The sequence below is a fragment of the Sorangium aterium genome, assembly GCF_028368935.1.
Classification (GTDB): domain Bacteria; phylum Myxococcota_A; class Polyangia; order Polyangiales; family Polyangiaceae; genus Sorangium; species Sorangium atrum.
Map to the genome: position 1 here is coordinate 289344 of NZ_JAQNDK010000005.1, position 18490 is coordinate 307833.

The 18490-nt window shown below is 71.6% G+C and carries 12 protein-coding genes; 7 read left to right on the plus strand and 5 right to left on the minus strand.

Annotation, left to right across the window (positions count from 1 at the left end; translation table 11 throughout):
• Positions 1–120 precede the first annotated feature (120 nt).
• Both POL72_RS39355 and POL72_RS39360 read left to right on the plus strand, forming a co-directional pair.
• Positions 121–2070, plus strand: coding sequence for a zinc-ribbon domain-containing protein (locus POL72_RS39355; RefSeq protein WP_272102002.1), 1950 nt, complete (start codon positions 121–123; stop codon positions 2068–2070).
• A gap of 421 nt (positions 2071–2491) precedes the next feature.
• Positions 2492–3508 (plus strand): protein kinase domain-containing protein, encoded by a 1017-nt coding sequence (locus POL72_RS39360; protein WP_272102003.1) that lies wholly within the window; start codon positions 2492–2494, stop codon positions 3506–3508.
• Positions 3509–4531: 1023 nt separating this feature from the next.
• Here POL72_RS39360 and POL72_RS51995 read toward each other — a convergent pair.
• Positions 4532–4705 (minus strand): hypothetical protein, encoded by a 174-nt coding sequence (locus tag POL72_RS51995; RefSeq protein ID WP_272102004.1) that lies wholly within the window; start codon positions 4703–4705, stop codon positions 4532–4534.
• Positions 4702–5211: an FRG domain-containing protein gene (locus tag POL72_RS52000; protein ID WP_272102904.1), complete on the minus strand. Its 510-nt coding sequence runs from the start codon at positions 5209–5211 to the stop codon at positions 4702–4704. Before POL72_RS52000 ends, POL72_RS51995 begins: the two co-directional genes overlap by 4 nt.
• Between POL72_RS52000 and POL72_RS39375 the strand changes: the two genes are divergently transcribed.
• The 3 genes from POL72_RS39375 to POL72_RS39385 all read left to right on the plus strand — a co-directional run bounded on the left by POL72_RS39375 (position 5143) and on the right by POL72_RS39385 (position 8512).
• A complete protein-coding gene (locus POL72_RS39375) occupies positions 5143–5304 on the plus strand; it encodes a hypothetical protein (protein ID WP_272102922.1) in 162 nt (53 codons plus the stop codon). The two genes, POL72_RS52000 and POL72_RS39375, sit on opposite strands and share 69 nt — an antisense overlap.
• A gap of 505 nt (positions 5305–5809) precedes the next feature.
• Positions 5810–7435, plus strand: coding sequence for a hypothetical protein (locus POL72_RS39380; protein ID WP_272102005.1), 1626 nt, complete (start codon positions 5810–5812; stop codon positions 7433–7435).
• 6 nt (positions 7436–7441) lie between these two features.
• On the plus strand, positions 7442–8512 hold the full coding sequence (locus POL72_RS39385) for an Rpn family recombination-promoting nuclease/putative transposase (protein ID WP_272102006.1): 1071 nt from the start codon (positions 7442–7444) through the stop codon (positions 8510–8512).
• A 341-nt stretch (positions 8513–8853) separates the two neighbouring features.
• Here POL72_RS39385 and POL72_RS39390 read toward each other — a convergent pair whose 3' ends face one another.
• Positions 8854–9813: an ATPase gene (locus POL72_RS39390; RefSeq protein ID WP_272102007.1), complete on the minus strand. Its 960-nt coding sequence runs from the start codon at positions 9811–9813 to the stop codon at positions 8854–8856.
• A 973-nt stretch (positions 9814–10786) separates the two neighbouring features.
• Between POL72_RS39390 and POL72_RS39395 the strand changes: the two genes are divergently transcribed.
• Positions 10787–13498: a WD40 domain-containing protein gene (locus tag POL72_RS39395; protein ID WP_272102008.1), complete on the plus strand. Its 2712-nt coding sequence runs from the start codon at positions 10787–10789 to the stop codon at positions 13496–13498.
• Between the two features lie 73 nt (positions 13499–13571).
• Here POL72_RS39395 and POL72_RS39400 read toward each other — a convergent pair whose 3' ends face one another.
• Positions 13572–15302, minus strand: coding sequence for a DUF11 domain-containing protein (locus tag POL72_RS39400; RefSeq protein WP_272102009.1), 1731 nt, complete (start codon positions 15300–15302; stop codon positions 13572–13574).
• Positions 15299–17131: an OmpA family protein gene (locus POL72_RS39405; RefSeq protein WP_272102010.1), complete on the minus strand. Its 1833-nt coding sequence runs from the start codon at positions 17129–17131 to the stop codon at positions 15299–15301. The genes POL72_RS39400 and POL72_RS39405 overlap by 4 nt, the downstream gene beginning before the upstream one ends.
• Positions 17132–17919: 788 nt before the next feature.
• Here POL72_RS39405 and POL72_RS39410 point away from each other — a divergent pair.
• Positions 17920–18468: an HD domain-containing protein gene (locus tag POL72_RS39410; RefSeq protein ID WP_272102011.1), complete on the plus strand. Its 549-nt coding sequence runs from the start codon at positions 17920–17922 to the stop codon at positions 18466–18468.
• The last annotated feature ends 22 nt before the right edge of the window (positions 18469–18490 follow it).

Genomic DNA, 18490 nt, shown 5'->3' on the forward strand with positions numbered 1-18490 from the left:
GCCTTGATCGGCCTCGCGCCGTCCCGCTATTCTGCGTCGACCGACCGGGCCGCGTGAACGTGCGCGTGTGTGGTCGTTGAACCCATGCCCGCATGCCGGAACGGGAAGGGCGACAGTCGCATGAAGATTACGTGTGAGTCGTGCCAGGCCAAGTACACGATTGCCGACGAGAAAGTCGCCGGCAAGACGGTCAAGATCAAATGCAAAAAGTGCAACCACTCCATGGTGGTCCACGGCGCGAATGAGGCTACCCCGGCCGCGCCGCAGGACGCGACCGCGGAGCAGCAGGGCGACCTGTCGGATGACGCCGACGCGAAGCTCGTGGCCGACGCGGGCGGCGCGCCCCCGGCGGCGGCGCCCGACACGTGGACCGTCAACGTCGCCGAGGGCGACGAGCGGACCATGACGACCGCCGAGCTCGTGGCCGAGTACGCGCGCGGAGGCCTGAGCAACGACACGTACGTGTGGAAGGACGGGATGGGCGACTGGCTGCCGATCGCCAGCGTCCCGGAGCTCAAGGAGCGCTTCTCCTCGCGGGAAGACGCGGCTCCCGCGCCCGCAGCAGCCGTCGCCGCGGCGGCGCCAGCTGCCGCGGCGCCCGCGATCGCGACGCCTGTGTCAGCTGCAGCTGCGCCTGCCGCGGCGGCCGTCCCTGCTGCAGCTGCGCCTGCGGCCGCAGCGGCGCCTCCGCCCGCAGCGGTCTCTGCGCCGGCCGCCGCTCCAGCGCCTGCGGCTGTCCCCACGGCTCCGGCGCCTGCTGGGCTCAGGTTCGGGCCCGAGGGGACCGTGGTCATGAAGGACTCGCGGCGCGCCCTGAACCAGGCGGGGGCCGCGACCCCGGCGCCTGCAGCCGTCGCATCGGCGAAGGCCCCGGAAGCTGCGGCGCCGGCGAATCCAGCGGCCGCGGCGTCAGCGAATCCAGCGGCCGCGGCGCCGGCCCCAGGCGGCGCACCGGCGCCAGCGGCTGCGCGTCGCGCGGCCCGGGGGGCCGCGGTCGACGTCTTCAGCGCCGCGGAGCGCGCCGAGGACCCCGGCGCGTCCGCCCCGCCGCCGGGCCTCGATCGCCAGGTGGGCGAGCGCAACGAGAACTCGGTCCTCTTCTCGCTCTCGGCGCTCACCGCGACCGAGAACGCTGCGGCCAAGCAGAAGGATGAAGACGAGCTCCCGGCGGGCCGGCGTCCCTCGAACCGCCCCTCGAAGAACAACGGTCGAGCCGGCTACGACGATCTGCTGAACCTCGGCGGCGGCCCCATCGCCTCCGCGCCGATGCTCGCGCCGCCGCCGTTGCTCGCGCCGGTGACGGACTCGCGGCCGCCTCCCTCGATGCCGTTTCCGTCCAAGGCGTCGGTGCCGCCCGCGTCGCTCTCGTCGCTCTCTCCGCTCACGGCGCCGGAGGCCTCGCCCAAGAAGGGCCGCACCGGTCTCATCGCGGCCGCGGTCGCCGCGGTCGTGCTGATCGGCGGCGTCGCCTTCTTCTTCATGCAGTCGCCGAAGCCGGAGACGTCGACGGCCACGCCGGAGCAGGCGAACACCGCCCCCGCCGAGGTGCCGAGCCCTGCGCCGACGCCGACGCCCGCCGAGACCGCTGCGGCCGCAACGCCGTCCACGGCGGAGACGGCGGCGCCGTCCGCGGAGCCCACCGCCAGCGCCGAGGCGCCGAGCGCCGCGACGCCTGCTGCCGCCGCGGCGGAGAAGCCGGCGTCCGCGCCCGCCGCCGCGGCGGAGAAGCCGGCGTCCGCGCCCGCTGCCGCGGCAGAGAAGCCGGCGGCACCGAAGCCGGAGCCGGCGGCGTCCGGAGGCGCCGAGTTCAACCGTGGCGCCGCGAGCTCGGCGCTCGGCGCCGCCGCTGGCTCTGCGAAGAGCTGCAAGAAGGCCGGCGGACCGACCGGGACCGGGAGGGTCAAGGTCACCTTCGCGCCGAGCGGCAGCGTCACGTCGGCTGAAGTCCAGGGGGCGCCGTTCGCCGGGACCAGCGTCGGCGGATGCGTCGCCAGGCTGTTCCGCGGCGCGCGGGTGCCTGCCTTCGGCGGGGGCCCGATCTCCGTCAGCAAGTCCTTCACCATCAACTGATCGCGGCCCCAGCGCGGGCGCTCCCGCGCTTCGATTGGGTTGCCGCCTCCTCGATGGGTCCGCCGGAGTATCGAGCGAGGTTGGCTGCCATGAAGGAGGGGTCGATAGGACCCTGAGCACTCGCGCGGCTCCGGGCTGCTCGGGCAATTGCCACCTCGATGCAGCTGAACCGCAAGGGTTCGCGCGCGGCGCTTCCGCGAGCTCCTGCGGACGACAAGGTCGTTGCGGAGGCAGCACCCTTTACTCGGCCGGGCTCCCGCTTGCGGTCCATTCCGCGTAGCATCGTGCCCCATGACGCTCGTCCCCGCGGAGCAGCGCGCCGGACCTCCGCGATCTCGCCCAGGGCCGGCCCGTGCTCGCCGACGCTCGCACCGGCGCGCCCTCTGGGCTGCGCCTGTTACGGTGGATCGGCGCGGGCGGCATGTCGGCGGTGTTCCTTGCCGAGCGGGATCCGACGGTTGCATCGAGTCTCCTCTCCGACATCGCGCCGACGCTCCTTGCCGTGAAGATCGTCAAACCCGAGACGGAGCACGGGCTCGCTCAGCTCGGGATGAGCAGCATGGACGTCGCCCTCCGCGAGATCGAGGCCCTCGTGCGGGTGAAAAACCTGCGTCCACCGAGCGAGTTCGTCATCGGCCTTTACGGCAGCGGCAGCGCGCTCGTTCAGCTCGAGAACGATTCGGCGCTCTCCTTGCCCTGGATCGCACTCGAGCACGTCGAAGGATCGAACGCTGGGACGACGCTGGCCGAGCGGATCGAGCTCGCCGGGGAGGGTGGCGTCGACCCGGTGCGGGTTCACCGGCTGGCGCGCGGGATGATCGAGGGTGTACGCGTGCTGCACCGACTCGGCGTCATCCACCGCGACCTGAAGCCCAACAACGTCTTCGTAGCTGGCCCCGTGGACGTCGAGACCCCGAAGATCGCCGACTGCGGCATCGCGCGGGTCGAGGGGCTGCGGCTCGCCACGGTGCAGGCGATGACGCCAGGTTACGGCGCGCCCGAGCAGAGCCTCTCGGCGCTGCGGCCGAGCCACCAGAACCCGTTGGTCGGACCGTGGAGCGACGTTCACGCGCTCGCCGCGACGATCTTCTTCGTGATCGCCGGCGAGGAGTGGTGCCGCTCGGAGCCGGCCTGGAACGCCGGCGAGCGCCGCAGCTTGCGCACGTCGCGGCGGCTGCACCGGGGCTTCCTCGCGGATGGTGACCTGCTCGAGGCGCTCGACCGGGCGCGTCGCCGAAGCTGCCGCCGGGGACCTGGGATCGGGAGGGCGCGAGCTTCTACGAGCGGCGCGCGCGCCAGCTCTTCGGTGCGTCGGTGTTCGGCGATGCGCCGGCGCGGTATGCGAGCGTGGACGAGCTCGCCGCGGCGGTCTTGTCGCCGCTCGAGGCCGTGGCGGCGCGGTGGATCGAGCGCGAGAGCAAGGGGCAGCGGCCGGTGACGCAATTCCGGCGGACCCGGATGGTCGCGTCGGACGAGGGCGCGCACGCCGCCGTGGAGGTGGTTCCGCCGTCGTCGATCCCCGGTGGTCGCGCGCTGCTCCTCGCGCCGGGCGAGGTCGTCTTCACGCCGGGGACCTTCGCCTTCGCGTGCAGCGGCGGCGGCCTCTACTGCTTTTCTCAGCGGGAGCCGCAGCTGTTCGAGGTGGAGGTGCCGGAGGAGGTGCTCCCATCCCTGGCCGCGACGAGGTGGCTCGCGCGCGGGCCGGGTGGCGGCGTCGCGCTGGTCGGCCCGGCGCACGTGCTCCTGTTCCGCGGCACCCTGTTTCGCGACGCCGATTTCGCGCTCATGCCCCTGCCGCGTCGCGCGGGTGGGGGCGCGGTCGGGCCCATCGTCGCCGTGCTGGGCGACGGCCGCACGTTCGGCGTCGTGACGGCGGAGACCGACGACGGCGAAGGCGGCCCGGAGCTGTGGTTGTCGCAGGACGGCGAGCGCTGGAGCGACCCGTTGCTGTTGCTGCTCAAGGGCGAGGTCCACGCCGTCGCATCGGGGCCGCTCGGCTTCTTCGTGGCTGGCGGTTACCGGGGCAAGCGCGGACGGGCGATGTGGCTCGGCTACGATGGCAAGGCGCAGGTGTTCGCGACGGGCATGACCGACGCGCCGCCGCTGGAGGTGGCCGTCGCCGGCGCCGACGGCGCGGCGTGGGCCGCGGGCGCCGGGGTGGTCATGCGCTTCGATCAGAGCGGCGCCGCGATGGAGGCGTCGGAGGGCGGCGGCCGCCCGGTGGCGATGGGCCTCGACGAGGACGGGGTGCCGTGGCTCGTGACCGAGCGCGAGGTGCTGCGCCGGCACGGCGCGGGGGTGCCGGTCTGGAAGCGGTACCACGCGCAGCCCGAGGGCGCGCCCGGGCTTGTGGCGATCGGCTTCCATCCGACCGGGGTGCGCGTGGTCGACGCGCTCGGCGGCGGCGTGGTGCTGCGGCCGGCGGAGTTCGCGACGACGCGGCCTTTCGGCGGGTGAGGGCTCATTCGACCCGCCGGCGTCGCCGGTCCTGCAGCTCCTCTTCGAGCTCGTCTCGCAGCTTCGCCCTGAGCTCCAGGCCGACCCCGGTCAGGTCGGGGAAGAGCACGCTCGCCGTCATTCCCTGGCTCGCGAGCTGCCTGCGGATGCCGTCTGCCGCTGCCCTGGGGATGATCACCTTGGTGAGCAGCTCTCGCCCGGCCGACGCCTCCGCGCCGAGGATGGGCGCCAGGTGATCGAGCGCGAAATCGTGGTCGTTCCTCGATAGATAGACCGAGAAGATCCCCTGTTGCCGCTCGATGCGGGCCACGTCGAGCGGGGCCCGGAACACGACGAGCGCGGAGTCGACGGCGGGCGGCGCGGCCGTGGCGTCCTCGCGGGGCAGGATGCTCGACACGGGCGTGAAGAAGGGCGGTGTCCTGCCGCCGAGGAAGGAGCGGAGGTTCTCGATCCGGAAGGCGCCTTCCGGGAGGCGCCGGCCGAGCGCCGCGGGAAAGGGGTAGTCCGAGAGGTTGAGTCGATAGATGGCCGCGTCGTCGGGCGAGCGCTCCGAGAGCGCGAAGAACGCCGCGACGAGGGGTTATAGGTCCAGTCGAGAAGGCGGGTCGGTACGCCGTGGTGCTGGGCGAGGCACAGGGCGCGCCACTCGTCGGCGAGGACGTCCGGCTCGCCGCGCGCCGCCAGCCGAAAGCGGCGCGCGATGTCGCGCTCGCGCGGGCCGAGCCACTCGCCGTCGACGGGCGAAAGCGGGGCGAGGTGCGCTCCACGTCGCGGTAGAGCGTCGGCACCAGGCTCCACGCGGCGCTCGCGTGGCCCCGGTAGCAGAACCGCGAGCCGGGCGCGGCTTCGAGGAGGGCCATGAGCTCGGAGAGGCGGGAGATGTGGAGGGTCTGCACCTGGGAGGAGGATACGGCAGGTGAGGCGGGCGTGACCAGGGCTGAGCGGAGCGGGCGATCTGGGCCCGAGGCGAACCGCTCCGAGGCGACCCGAACCAGGTTGGGTTGGCAGCACTGGCGTGCGCGAAAGACGATTGAGAGATGAGATGGTTTGCCTCGCCGTAATTGCGCGACACCGTTCGATGTCATCTCATGAATCGCATCCAAAAATAGATTTCTTTTTCATGGTCAATCCATCTGTGACTTGCTAGCGAATCGGCCTCGGAGACGGCGCGCCGCCGAGCCCGTGTTCGGCGGCGCAAGGCCGACGTTTGTCCTTCCGCGCCGCGGAGGCGCTTGCCCCATCACGACGGCCGGCTGCACACGTCGGCCAGGAGGATCGACCCATGGGCGTGCACGTGATTCTCGACATCGATCCGCGAGGCATCGACGAGGCCGAGTGGGCAGCCACTTACGAGGAGACGCTCGCGCTCGTTTCGGCGTGGCAGCCGCGCCTCCTGGGTTGGGGCTGGCGCGCGATCGAGGGTGTGCGTGTTCGCGTGCCGATGTACATGCGCTCGCTCGGCCGTGATGTCGACGACCCCAAGCGGGCGCGCTGGCATGTGGTCGGCGATCGCGACAGCCTGCAGACGGCCGAGGGCCAGGTGTTCTACCGCGATCTCGGCCGGTATGCGGCGCAACTGGGTGAATGCCCCGACGGCGATATCGTGGTCACCGCCGCCATGCCGGACAGGGGCGACACCAGCGGCCCCGTGCGCGTCTTCAGCGGCAGGACGCGGGGGTACCCGTACCATTTCGCCGTGCTCGCGGCGGCGATGCTCATTGAAGAGCGCTTTCCCCAGCACGCGATGGTGTGGGGCGAGATCGATCGCGGGCAGGTCGAGCAAGCCAGGCGGCTTTCGGCGCCCCTCCTCGGCCGCGAGCTGCCGCTGCCCGTGCGCGTCGATGCGCCGCGGCTGATCGAGCGCTTGCGTGCTCGCTACGCTGCCGGCGCGTTGTTCGGTGCGTTCAAGCGGGTGTTCCTCGGCGAGGCGGGCGAGCGGTACGAGGCCGTGCTGCGCGTGTTCCCGGGCGAGGACGCCGCGAAGGAATGGCAGCGTGCGCTGCGTGCGTTCGCCGAGTCCAGGTCGCAGGCCTCGTCCGATGCCGTCCGTCTGGTGATCGCCTGGCTCAACGCAGGGCGCGGCCTGCGTGAGGCGTGCCGGCTCGCGTGCCTCGCGCCGGAGGGCCCGCGCATCTCACCGGAGGAGTTCATCGGGATCCTCGCGTCGACGTGGGTCGCGGTGCCGCCTCCTGCGCGCGGGCCGCTCAGCGCGTTGTGCAAGCCGCTGGAGACGCCGCACCCTACGGCATCGTGGTGCGGCGCCCTTTTCCTTGACGCGACGATGACGGGACGGCGCCTTCGGATCCATATCGAGCCGGCCGCGCTCAGCGCCGACCTCTCGGCGGTCTTCGGCGATCGAGGTCCTGCGCTCGCCGAGCAGCTGCGCGAGGAGAGCGCGAAGCTCGAGGCGCAGCTCCGCGAACTGGCGGACGACACGAACACGATCCTCGCGGAGATCGGCGGCGCTGCCAGCGACACGACGGAAGCGCTTGCGGCGCTCTGCTCCGCGGAGGCGATGGGCCCGCAGCAGCGAACCTGGGTGCGGGCGATGGCGTGGCGCGCGGCGAAGGCGCTCGCGCGCCTCCGTGATGGGGACCCCAAGATGGCGGGGATCCTCGACGACGCGGCGCAGGGGAAGCGCTTGCTCGCAGAGCTGCTGATCGAGCGGCAGTTCCTGCTCACCGAGGACGCGTGGGACGGGGTCCTCGCGGAGCGTGAGCCGGAGGTCGTCGCGTGGTGGATCGCGCTCGTCGGCCTGAGGGCCAGCGAGCTGGACGCGTCGGAGGTCTGCCGTGCGTTCCTCGAGAACGCGGAGCTCCGGGCTTACGCGATGGCCATCCGCCGTGACGAGGCGGCGATGCGCGAGATCGGCGAGCTCGCCGGCACGGAGAGCGCGGGCGGGGAGTGAGTCTCGATGACGCCGACCCCTCACGACGCCCTGTTCAAGTCCACGTTCAGCCAGCCGGAGCACGCGGCCGGGGCGCTGCGCGAGGCGCTGCCGGCGGCGCTTGCGGCCCAGATCGACTTCGGGTCGCTGACGCTGCAACCTGGCAGCTTCATCGACGAAGCGCTCGTGGCGAGCCACAGCGACCTGCTCTTCACCGCGAGGCTGGAGCAAGGGTCGCGGTTCATCTACGTGCTCTTCGAGCACCAGAGCACGATGCACCCGCTGATGGCGTCCCGGCTGCTCGCGTACATGGTGCGGATCTGGCAGGGCTACCTGGAGCGTCACCCCAAGGCGACGCTCCTCCCGGGGATCCTGCCGGTGGTGCTGGTTCACGGCGCGATTGCCTGGAACGCGCCGGTTTCGTTTCAGGATCTGCTGGATGTGCCGCCGGAAACGCTGGCGCAGATGGCCGAGCATGTGCCGCAGTTCTGTTTCGTGCTGGACGACATCAGCCACGAGACGGACGAGGCGCTGCGAGCGCGGGCGATGACGGCGCTGGGGCGGGTGGTGCTGTGGTGCTTCCGGCATTCGAGCGACTTCGACGAGCTGGTGAAGCTCCTGCCGGCGTGGCGCGACGTACTCGAGGAGGTGCGTCGGGCGCCCAGCGGAGGGGCTGCGCTCGCGCGCTTGTGGCATTATATGTTCAGCATCGCCGACCTGCGCGACCCCGAGAAAGTGCTGAAGGCGCTGCTCGCGGCAGCGGGACCGGAGGCCAAGGAGGAGATCGTGACCATCGCAGATTACCTTCGCGAAGAGGGGCGCCGGGAGGGCCGGCTGGCGGGCGAGCGAGAGGGCCGGCTGGCGGGCGAGCGAGAGGGCCGGCTGGCGGGCGAGCGAGAGGGCCGGCTGGCGGGCGAGCGAGAGGGCCGGCTCGAAGGGCAGCGGAGCACGTTGCTGAAGCAGCTCCGGCTGCGCTTCGGCGAGCTGCCGGAGCCGATCGAGGCGCGCATCGGCGCCGCGGATGCCGCGCAGATCGAAGGCTGGACCGAGCGCGTGATCACCGCGCCTACGCTCGACGACGCGCTGACCGAGCGCTGATGCGGTGCCCCCGCTCGACGACACGTTGGCCGAGCGCTGACGCGGCTCCCTCGTGCATGTTGTCTCCAGCGTCGCGTGTCGCCGGGACACCGCGGGGACGTTGGCGCTCGAATCGATGCGCGCGCCGTTGGTGAGCCGATGCTGATTGCACCAAGAGACGGCGTCTCCTGCATTGCCGGACGATCGATCAGAGCTACCGACGCTGGGCGGAGACTCGGGCGCCGCAGGTCCTCACGGCGCCCGAGGTGAGTCAGCTGCCGGGAGCTCTCCGGGACCGGCGCTGGTCGGTCGGACGTCGGGCGGGCTCGGGGTCGTCCCTCAGGGATCCGTGAACCCCGAGCTCAGGGCGATTCCCCGTCATCGCCCGCCTCGTCGTCACCCGACTCGCCCTCCTCCGACTCGCCGTCTTCCGGCTCGGCCTCCTCCGACTCGCCGCCATCCTCCCCCTCCGCTCCTCCTCCGCCGTAGGCGCCGCGGGAGGCTGGGAACGGCGCATAGTCCTTCATCTTGTCGGTGCCCGCATACCAGTACTCCGCGGCGGCGCGCAGCCTCCGCTCGGCGTTCACGACGAGGGTGTACACGGCGTCGCGGAGCTTGCGCGAGCGCACCGCCTCGAGAGAGAGCGTCTTGTCGGCGAGCATGCGCGCGAGCAGCGGCGAGAGCTCGCGGAGGCGGTCCGCCGCGGCGGCCTCGCCGCGAGGCGCCTTTTGAACGGCCTCCGCGTGCTCGGAGCAGAGCAAGAGGAGATCGGAGGTGTCCTGGACCAGATCGGGGTCACCGCTGCCTGCCCGGATCGCCATGAGCCGCTTTTGCCCTTCGGGGCTCTTCTTGAAGCGGAGATCGAAGAAGCGGAGGAGCGATTGCTTGATCTGGACGGCCTCGGCGGCCGGCTTCTGGAAGGCCGCCGAGGCCCGCTCCTGGCGCTGCTGCGCCGCTTGCCAGCGCGATTGCACGACGCGGAGGAGCTCGATCTTCTCACGAAGCCCGCTGATCTCCTCGCCCGTGAGCGGGGGCTCGCCCTCGGCGAACGGGGTGAGCACGAGATCCGCCGCGTCGCGCTCGGCAGCGAGCTGAATGCGGCTCGCCCAGATGACGCGTCGAGCGAGCTTGCCTGGAAACAGGGAGGCGTTATCGCCCAGCGACTCGGCCTCTCGGAGCAGCTCGGCCTCTCGCTCGGCGCTCAGCGTGAACTCGGGCGCACCGCCCGACGAGCGGTGCGCGCCTCCGGCGTCGCTCGAAGCGCGTGTGTTCTTGGTGTTCTTGGTCCTGGATGAAGCGGCGGTGGGTGCCTTCGTTGCCATGGCGATGAGATGTCTCCTTATCGAGGTCAGCGCCCCTCCGAGCAGAGGCGCGGTCGCTCAATGAGGGAATCGGTCGGCGCCAAGGCATCGGGTCACGGGAGAGCACGATACCGACGCTTTTGTCGCAAGGTCGCAAGGAGACAGAGGCGCCGCGCAAGTGGACGCCGAGGCTGCGCGGCAGCGGCGACGGCCGGGCGCAGGCGTCGAGCCATGGTAACGCGGGGCACAAACTGGGCGCGCAGAGGGGCGCTGGGGCTGCACAGGAATCAGGCAATCGTACGATAGGACACCAAAATGGGTGCGCAGGAGGGTCGCGGGGCTGCGCAGGAGCCACGCGATCGTACGATGGGACACATCAATGGGTACGCAGGAGGGTCGCGGGGGCTGCGCAGGAGCCACGCGATCGTGCGATAGGACACCAAGAGGGGTGCGCAGGAGGGTCGCGGGGGCTGCGCAGGAGGGCGCCGAGGGCGCGCAGGAGGGTCGCCGGGACCGCGCAGCAGGACCGCCGGGGCTGCGCAGGAGGGCGCCGAGGGCGCGCAGGAGGGTCGGCGGGATCGCGCAGGAGGTCGCGGGGGCTGCGCAGGAGGGCTGACGGGACCGCGCAGCAGGACCGCCGGGGCTGCGCAGGAGGGCGCCGAGGGCGCGCAGGTGTGAACGACCGGGAGCCCTGGTAACACTTTAGACCGGGAGCCGCGGTGACGCTTCCCTGAGCTACAGGCCCATGCTCCGGGAGGACTAGAAACAGGGACCGGATCCTCGTCGACGCGACACGGTCGCCGCGCTCTCTCGGACCGCCAGGATCCAACCACGAGCCGCTCTCCGCGGTCTCGGTGCACGCGAGCCTGTCCGCACGGTCCGGCGTGCGAGCGCGAAGGTCACCGTGCCTTGGCGAGCTGCCCGAGCTGGGTCAACATCGCCGCCGCAGCCCAGGAGTGCGCACATGCTGATGCCGCGGTGATAGCTTGGCGCGATGCAGCGTGCGTTGCGTCCGAGCTTCTGGTTGCCGTTCGGCCTGCTGGTGCTGCTCCTCGCCTGCTCCGGATCTGCACCGCCGCAGCCGGTAGAGCCGTCCGCGGCCGGGACGGCGCAGCGTCCGCCACCACCGATGCCGCCAGATCCATGCCAGTCAGCCGGGGAGCTGCGCAAGCTCGTGCCCACGCTGCTCGGCAAGGGCCGGCTGGATCGGACGGTACGTGTCATCGGAAAGGCGAACCGGCTGTGCCCTGCGACGGCCGCGGCGACGTGGGCAGCGGAGGTCGAGACGCTGGCGGAGCTGGGGCGTTACGCCGAGGCGCGGCGGGTGGCGCAGGAGATCGAGGCGGTGAGGCCGGCGCCGGAGGACGCCAGGAAGGCGGCGACGGCGGCGATGGAGAAGAGCGCGCGGCTCGACAGGAGCTTTGCCGATACGGACAAGGCCAAGGCGGCGATGCGCCGGCTGTACGGAGAGGCCGACAGGCTGTACGCAAAGGGCGATGAGGCGTCGCTGCGAGGCGCGATGGAGAAGTTCGTCGCCGCGTGGCAGGCGTGGCGACCCAACGGGCAGGCGCTGGTTGCCGCGGGGGAGTGCGCGAGGAGGGTAGGGGATCGGCCCATGGCGCAGCGGCTGTTCGATCGGGCGATGGTGGACCTGGAGAAGGCGACGGGGGAGGCGCTTTCGCTGGAAGTGCCCGATGGATTCTCAGGACCTGTCGCCTCGGTTGCCTGGTCGCCCGATGGGACGCGTCTGGCCGTTGCTCACGGAGGTGAGATTTCGATCGTCGATACCACGACTCGGAGGGAGCGAGCTCGCCTGCGGGCGCACTCCATGCTGGTGAATGCGGTGGCGTTTTCTCCGGACGGCAAGCAGCTCGCCTCGGGGGCCAGGAGCGGGGTCGTGCAGCTGTGGGAAGGGAGCACGGGAGCGCTGCTCAAGACCCTGGAGGGGCACACCGGCGGGGTGACAGCGGTGGCGTTCTCGCCGGACGGCAAGCGGCTCGCCTCGGCGTCTGACGATGGGACCGTGCGGCTGTGGGAAGGGAGCACGGGAGCGCTGCTCAGGACCCTGCAGGGGCGTGGGGTGACAGCGGTGGCGTTCTCGCCGGACGGCAAGCGGCTCGCGTCGGGGTCCAGCAGCGGGGTCGTGCAGCTGTGGGAAGGGAGCAGAGGAGCGCTGCTCAAGACGCTGGAGGGGCACACCGGTGGGGTGATAGCGGTGGCGTTCTCGCCGGACGGCAAGCGGCTCGCCTCCGGGGCTACGGACAATACCGTGCGGCTGCGGGAAGCGAGCACGGGCGCGCTGCTCGCCACGTTGAGCGGGCACCCCCGCCGGCTGCTCACGGTGGCGTTTTCGCCGGACGGCAAGCGGCTCGCCTCGGGGGCCACGGACAATACCGTGCGGCTGTGGGAAGCGAGCACGGGCGCGCTGCAGAAGACGCTGGAGGGGCACACCGATGGGGTGACAGCGGTGGCGTTCTCGCCGGACGGCAAGCGGCTCGCCTCGGGGTCCGGGGACAAGAGCGTGCGGCTGTGGGAAGGGAGCACGGGAGTTTTGCTCACCACCCTGAGGGGACACACAAGCCCTGTGACGGCGATGATGCTTTCGCCGGATGGCAAGCGGCTCGTCTCGGGATCTCATGATGGGACGGTGCGGCTGTGGGAAGGGAGCACGGGCGCGCTGCTCAAGATGCTGAAGGGGCACACAGATGGAGTGACGGCGGTGACGTTGTCGCCGGATGGCAAGCGGCTCACATCGGGAGCCTTGGACAATACCGTGCGGCTGTGGGACGTGAGCACGGGCGCTCTTCTCAAGGACCTGAAGGGGCACACCAGCCTGGTGAGCACGGTGGCGCTGTCGCCGGATGGCGCGCGGCTCGCCGCGGGGTCCTGGGATGCGACCGTGCAGCTGCGGGAAGCGAGCACGGGCGCGCTGCTCAAGACGCTGGAGGGGCACGCCGGCGGGGTGACAGCGGTGGCGTTCTCGCCGGACGGCAAGCGGCTCGCCGCGGGGTCCTGGGACAAGACCGTGCGGCTGTGGGAAGCGAGCACGGGCGCGCTGCTCAAGACGCTGGAGGGGCACGCCGACGGGGTGACAGCGGTGGCGTTTTCGCCGGACGGCAAGCGGCTCGCCTCGGGAGATCTGGACGCTACCGTGCGGCTGTGGGAAGCGAGCACGGGCGCGCTGCTCAAGACGCTGGAGGGGCACGACCGCGGGGTGACAGCGGTGGCGTTCTCGCCGGACGGCAAGCGGCTCGCCTCGGGGGCTGCGGACAATACCGTGCGGCTGTGGGAAGCGAGCACGGGCGCGCTGCTCGAGACGCTGGACGGGCACACGAGCCGGGTGACCGCACTGGCGTTCTCGCCGGATGGCAACGTGCTCGTGTCCGCTGCAGAAGACGGATCGGCGATGCTCCATCGCGTCGCCGGCGGGAGTCGACTCGCCACGCTCCGCGCCATCGAGGACAAGGACGCCGGCTACGTCTTCACCCGCGAGCACATCGACTTCACGGGGGCCGATCTGTGCGCCGCCCGCGTCTACCCGATCTGCCGCTTCGGTCCGCTGGCCTTCCCCATCGACGTGTGCGAGGAGCGCGTCTACGTCAAGGACCTGCTCGCGAAGGTCCAGGCCGGAGACACCTCCTCTGCCGAGCCGGAGTACGTCGCCGACCCGAGCCCGTGCGCGGCCGCTTCCGTCGCGTCGGAGTGACACACACGGCCGTGCGCCACGCGACGACCCCCTCGCCGCGCGCTACGCCCGCGACGACCCCCTCGCCGCGCGGCTACGCCCTCCGCCGCCGGCAGAGCAGACCCGCCAGCGCGAGCCCGGCGAGCCAGCCGGCGCTCCCATCCCGGCCTCGCGGGCTCGCCGCGCAGGGGCCGAGCATGCCGCTGCCAGCCGCATAGAAAGCCTCCGGCACCACGGCCACCTCGGTCGGCGGCGCGCCCGGGGCGTCGCCGTTGCCGTCGGTCGGATCGTCGCTGACCGGCGCGCCGAACGCGCCCGCCGCGGAGATCTTCGCCTGGTTCTTGATGAGGTCCGGCGCGTCCGCGTCGACCGTCACCTCGAAGCGCACGGTGACGCTGCCGTCGACAGGGATGCTCCCGCCTCGCGCGCTGTCCGCCCCATCCCCGAGCCAGAACGTGATGGTCCGCGTCGCGGGATCGTACTGCCCGAGGTCGTCGCCAGGCGCGTCCGTCTGGGGACCGGCGTTCGGCCCGTCGACGATCGACAGCGAGCCAGGGACGAACGTCACGCCAGCAGGCAGCGCGTCCGTCAGCACCGCGCCCACCGCCTCGTCATTGCCCGTGTTCGTCGCCGTGATGCGGTATTCGACGGCGTCTCCGCGGTAGGTCGGCAGCCCGCCGAGATCCGTGGCCACCTTGCTCGATTTGCTGAAATCAGGCCCGTAGTTGGAGATCGACGTCACCCACCCCGCGAGGAAATAGAGCTCGTCCTTGCTCGTGGCGACGAGCGTGGCCCGATCGTCCCCCGGCTTGAGCTTCGCGCTGACATCGACGATGTCGATGTCGACCCCCGACATGCTCTGAGGCGTGCCCGGGATCCTCGGGAGATCGCCCTCCATCGACACGGCCTTTCCGAGCGCCGAACGGGTGCTGTTGAAGAAGTTGTCCGCGGGGTTCAGCTCGTCGCTCAGCGCCTCGGCCAGATCGGGCTTCCCCGGGTTCTTGGGGTTGAAGAACACGCTGTCGCCGGTGTTCGAGTTGTCGCCCTCGAACGCGACGATGCCCAGCTTCGCCACGAAGCCGGCGTCGGGCACCTTGAAGCCCGAGAGCTCGACCTGCTGCCATCCCACGTCGGAGACCCGGTCGAGCCCGTCGAACAGCGCGAGGTTGCGCATCGGCGATCTCGGCGCCTCGTAAAACACCACCATCCACCACGCGACGAAGACCACGTCGTCGTCGCTGTCCCTCACGTCGACGACGTCCACGCCGCCCACCCGGTAGGCCCCGGCGCCGCTCTCCTTCACGATCGAGGTGATGTCGGCGACGGACTGGTAGTTGTGCGACTCGTTGGGCTTCCCCTGGTTGATCACCGTCTCGACCGAGTCGATGGCGGTCACCGCGCCGTCGTAGCCGCCCTCGTGGTGGAGCTCCACGTCCGGATCGGCGCCGGCGGTGTTGCGCGCGGCCCAGTACAGGAACGCGTGGGTCACCGTCGCCCCCTCGGGCAGCGTCAGCACAGCGGTCGTGCGCGCCATCTCCGGGGTGATATCGAGGCTCGCCTCCGCCCTGCCGTCAGCAGGCGAGTCGGACCGCCAGAAGAGATCGGGCCCCGACTCGACGGTCGACTGGCCGCATGCGCCCACCGTGCCCTCCGTGGGCCTCGGCGTCGCGGAGCGGCACTCCTGCCCGAGCGAGCTCCCGATGAGGGCGAAGTCGCCCTGCTGATCGACCTGTACGCGCAGCTTGGGCTCGGCCGTCGCGCTGGCGGTCGTGAGCCCGATCAGCGTGAGGGACGCGAGCCCCGTGATGCTCAACTGCCTTCTCATCGATCCTCTCCGGTCTCGGCCTGCGGCTTGTACGCGGCCTGCTTGATGATGTTGAACTGGACTCGTCGGTTCCGCTGCCTCCCGGCCTCCGTCGCGTTGTCGTCGATGGGCTGGTCCCGGCCGTAGCCCTGGGCCGTCAGTCTCGTCGAGTCGATGCCGCGGCGGACCAGCGCCGCCATGACGGAGTTGGCGCGGTTCTGCGACAGGACCCTGTTGTGCTCCACGGTGCCCCGGTTGTCGGTGTGACCCTGGATCTCGATGAGCTCGATCTCCGGGTGCTCCTTCAGCACCTCGGCGACCTCGTCGAGCAGCGGATCGCTCACCGGCTTGATGGTGGCCTTGTTCGTGTCGAACTGCACTTGCTGGAGGATCACGACGTGCTTCTCGGTCACCCGCACCGCCTTCGGGCAGCCGTTCTTCTCGGGGTCAGGATCCGCGAAGCCCTTCTCCCTCGGGCAGGCGTCCTTGTCGTCGCGGAACGAGTCGCCGTCCGTGTCGCGCGGGCAGCCGTTCTTCTCCGGGTTCTTCGAGCGGAACCCCTTGATGTCGGGGCACGCGTCCTCGGCGTCGGCCACGCCGTCGTCGTCCTGGTCCGGCGGGCAGCCGTTCTTCTTCGGGTCGTCGCTGCGCACGCCGGCGACGGCGGGGCAGGCGTCCTCGGCGTCGACGATGCCGTCGGCGTCGCGGTCCGGCGGCGGCGGGCAGCCGTTCTTCTTCGGATCGTCGCTGCGCACGCCGGCGACGGCGGGGCAGGCGTCCTCGGCGTCGACGATGCCGTCGGCGTCGCGGTCCGGCGGCGGCGGGCAGCCGTTCTTCTTCGGGTCGCCGCTGCGCACGCCCGGCACGCTCGGGCACGCGTCTTCGGGGTCGCCGATGCCGTCCCTGTCCTGGTCCGTCGGCTGCTCCGGCGTGAAGGCGGCCATCGCGACGGCGCGCACGTCCGGCGTCCCGATCCCCGAGGTGATCCCCGGACCGACGCCGATGCCCGCCTCCATGAAGGGCAGGAATCGATACCTCGCGTCGAGGAGGAGCTCCGCGTTGGTCGAGCGGCTGCTGAGGTCCTCCAGCACCATCGCGGCGCTGAGCTCCGGCCCCACCTGGAGCCGGCCGTCCGCGGCGAGGAACCCGACGCCGCCGCCCAGCGTGAGCATCGTCCCCTGCGCCACGCCGCCGAACGACTGGGAGCGCCGGACCTCCGTGCCCAGCGCGGTCGACCAGACGAGCCGCTCCATGCGGCCGCCTACAGCGACATACGGCATCGCCCGGACGCTCCCGTCGCTCACGAACGAGTCGTCCGCGCCGGTCGGCAACCAGAGGTACGCGCCGACGGCGAGCTGGAACGGGTCATGGTACGTACCATGGAGCTGCACGCGCGCGCCGAGCCGCACGTCGCCGAGCGCCGCGCCGCTCGGCGACGGGAACTGCTGGCCGCCGCCGCTCGGGCTCTCCCCCGACTGCACCGCGGTGAGCGGCGCATCGAGGTCGAAGCTCACCTTGTTCCAGAGCGGGAGCGACGCGGCCAGGTGGAACGTGAGCTGATCGCTGACGACCGCGCCGATCTCCGCGCCGTCGCGCTCGCGCCGCAGGACCAGCGGGTTGCTCGCGTAATCGGCGAGCAGCATCACATGCGGCGTGAGGTGCCCTGCCGCGAACGGCGACGGCACGCTGAACATGCGGTCCCCGGCCGGCGCCGGCACGAAGCGGCTCAGGGCCATGCCTCCGGGGTTGACCGGCGCGTCCTGCGCGCGCGCGGGCGCAGGGAGGAGGAGGAGGGCGACGACGAGAGCGGCCAGCGCGGCGGCAAGCGAACGGAGAGCCCAAAGTCTCATGAGGTGGCACCCTGCATCGGCGGGTTTCGCATGACGATATAAGACGCTGTCGCGGACGAGTATACAGGTCGGCAAGTGCGGAGTCTTGAGCAACGAGCGCCGTCGACGGCATGTTCGTAGGACTTGCGCGCACCTCACCGGACCATTCCCCGACCATTCCGCGCCACCCCCCGCGCATTCCCCGATCCGCTGAACGAACGAGAGGCTATCGCGCGCGGGCGGCGCGCGCGCCATCGCAGCGACGCCGCGGCGAGCGGGCGGTGCCGCTGCAGCGCGGCCGCGATCGCCGCGGGCCTCTGCCCGCGTGGCACAACAAGACAGGAAATCAGGCCAGTCGACCTCGGCGAAGAGCGGTTATCCCGCGCTGCCCGCCGGACGACTGGAGGACGAGAGGGACCGTCGAGTCGACGAGAGGGCCGGGAGAGCCCCTCTCGTCGCGGCGGCCCCGGCGCGAGGCGGGCGCCTGGGCCGGCAGCCCGGGGTCGCCCGCGGCGGGGCGGCGCGTTCGCCCGCGGCGGGGCGGCGCGTTCGCCCGCGGCGCGGCGGCGCGTCGCACACCTCGCCCGGCGCATCCCTCGTGGCGCCTGCCCGCCGCACGCCGAGCGCGCTCGGCGCACGCCGCACACCGAGCTCCTGGTGCGCTGGGCGCGCGAACCGCCGCGGCCTTCGAGGGCGCGCTTCGAACGGCGCAGGGTCGGATCGGGACGGAGGACCTGCCGGACGGGACAGGGGGCGCTCGGGCGCCTGCGCTCCGGACGCCGAGCGGCTATGGTTGGCGGGACATCGCGATGGGCACCCTCCTCAAGCGTGCGCTCGACCAGGCGGCGGTCTGGCATCGAGCCCAGAAGCGCAAGTATCCGAACGCCGACGTCCCCTACATCAGCCACCTCGCCGGCGTGGCGGTCCTGCTCGCGCGCCACGGCTTCGACGACGAGGTCGTCGCGGCCGGCGCGCTGCACGACGCCATGGAGGACCAGGGCGTCACGTTCGACGAGCTGAGCCAGCGCTTCGGCGATCGCGTCGCCACGCTCGTCCGCCACGTGACCGAGCAGGACAGGGCGCTGCCCTGGGAAGACCGCAAGCGCCTCTATCTCGAGGCGTTCCCGAAGAAGCCCTGGGAGGCGCAGGCGATCACGCTGGCCGACAAGATAGACAACTTCCAGTCGATCATCGTCTGCGCGCGCGAGCACGGCGATCCGTGGTCGATGTTCAAGCGCGGTCGGGACATGCAGATCGCGAGGTTCGAAGAGCTGCGCGCGATGTGCCGCGGCCTGCCGCCGCACCCGCTGCTCGACGAGTACGGGGCCGTGCTCGACGAGCTCCTGTCGACGGGCTGAGCGCCGGATCTGCGGGGGCTCG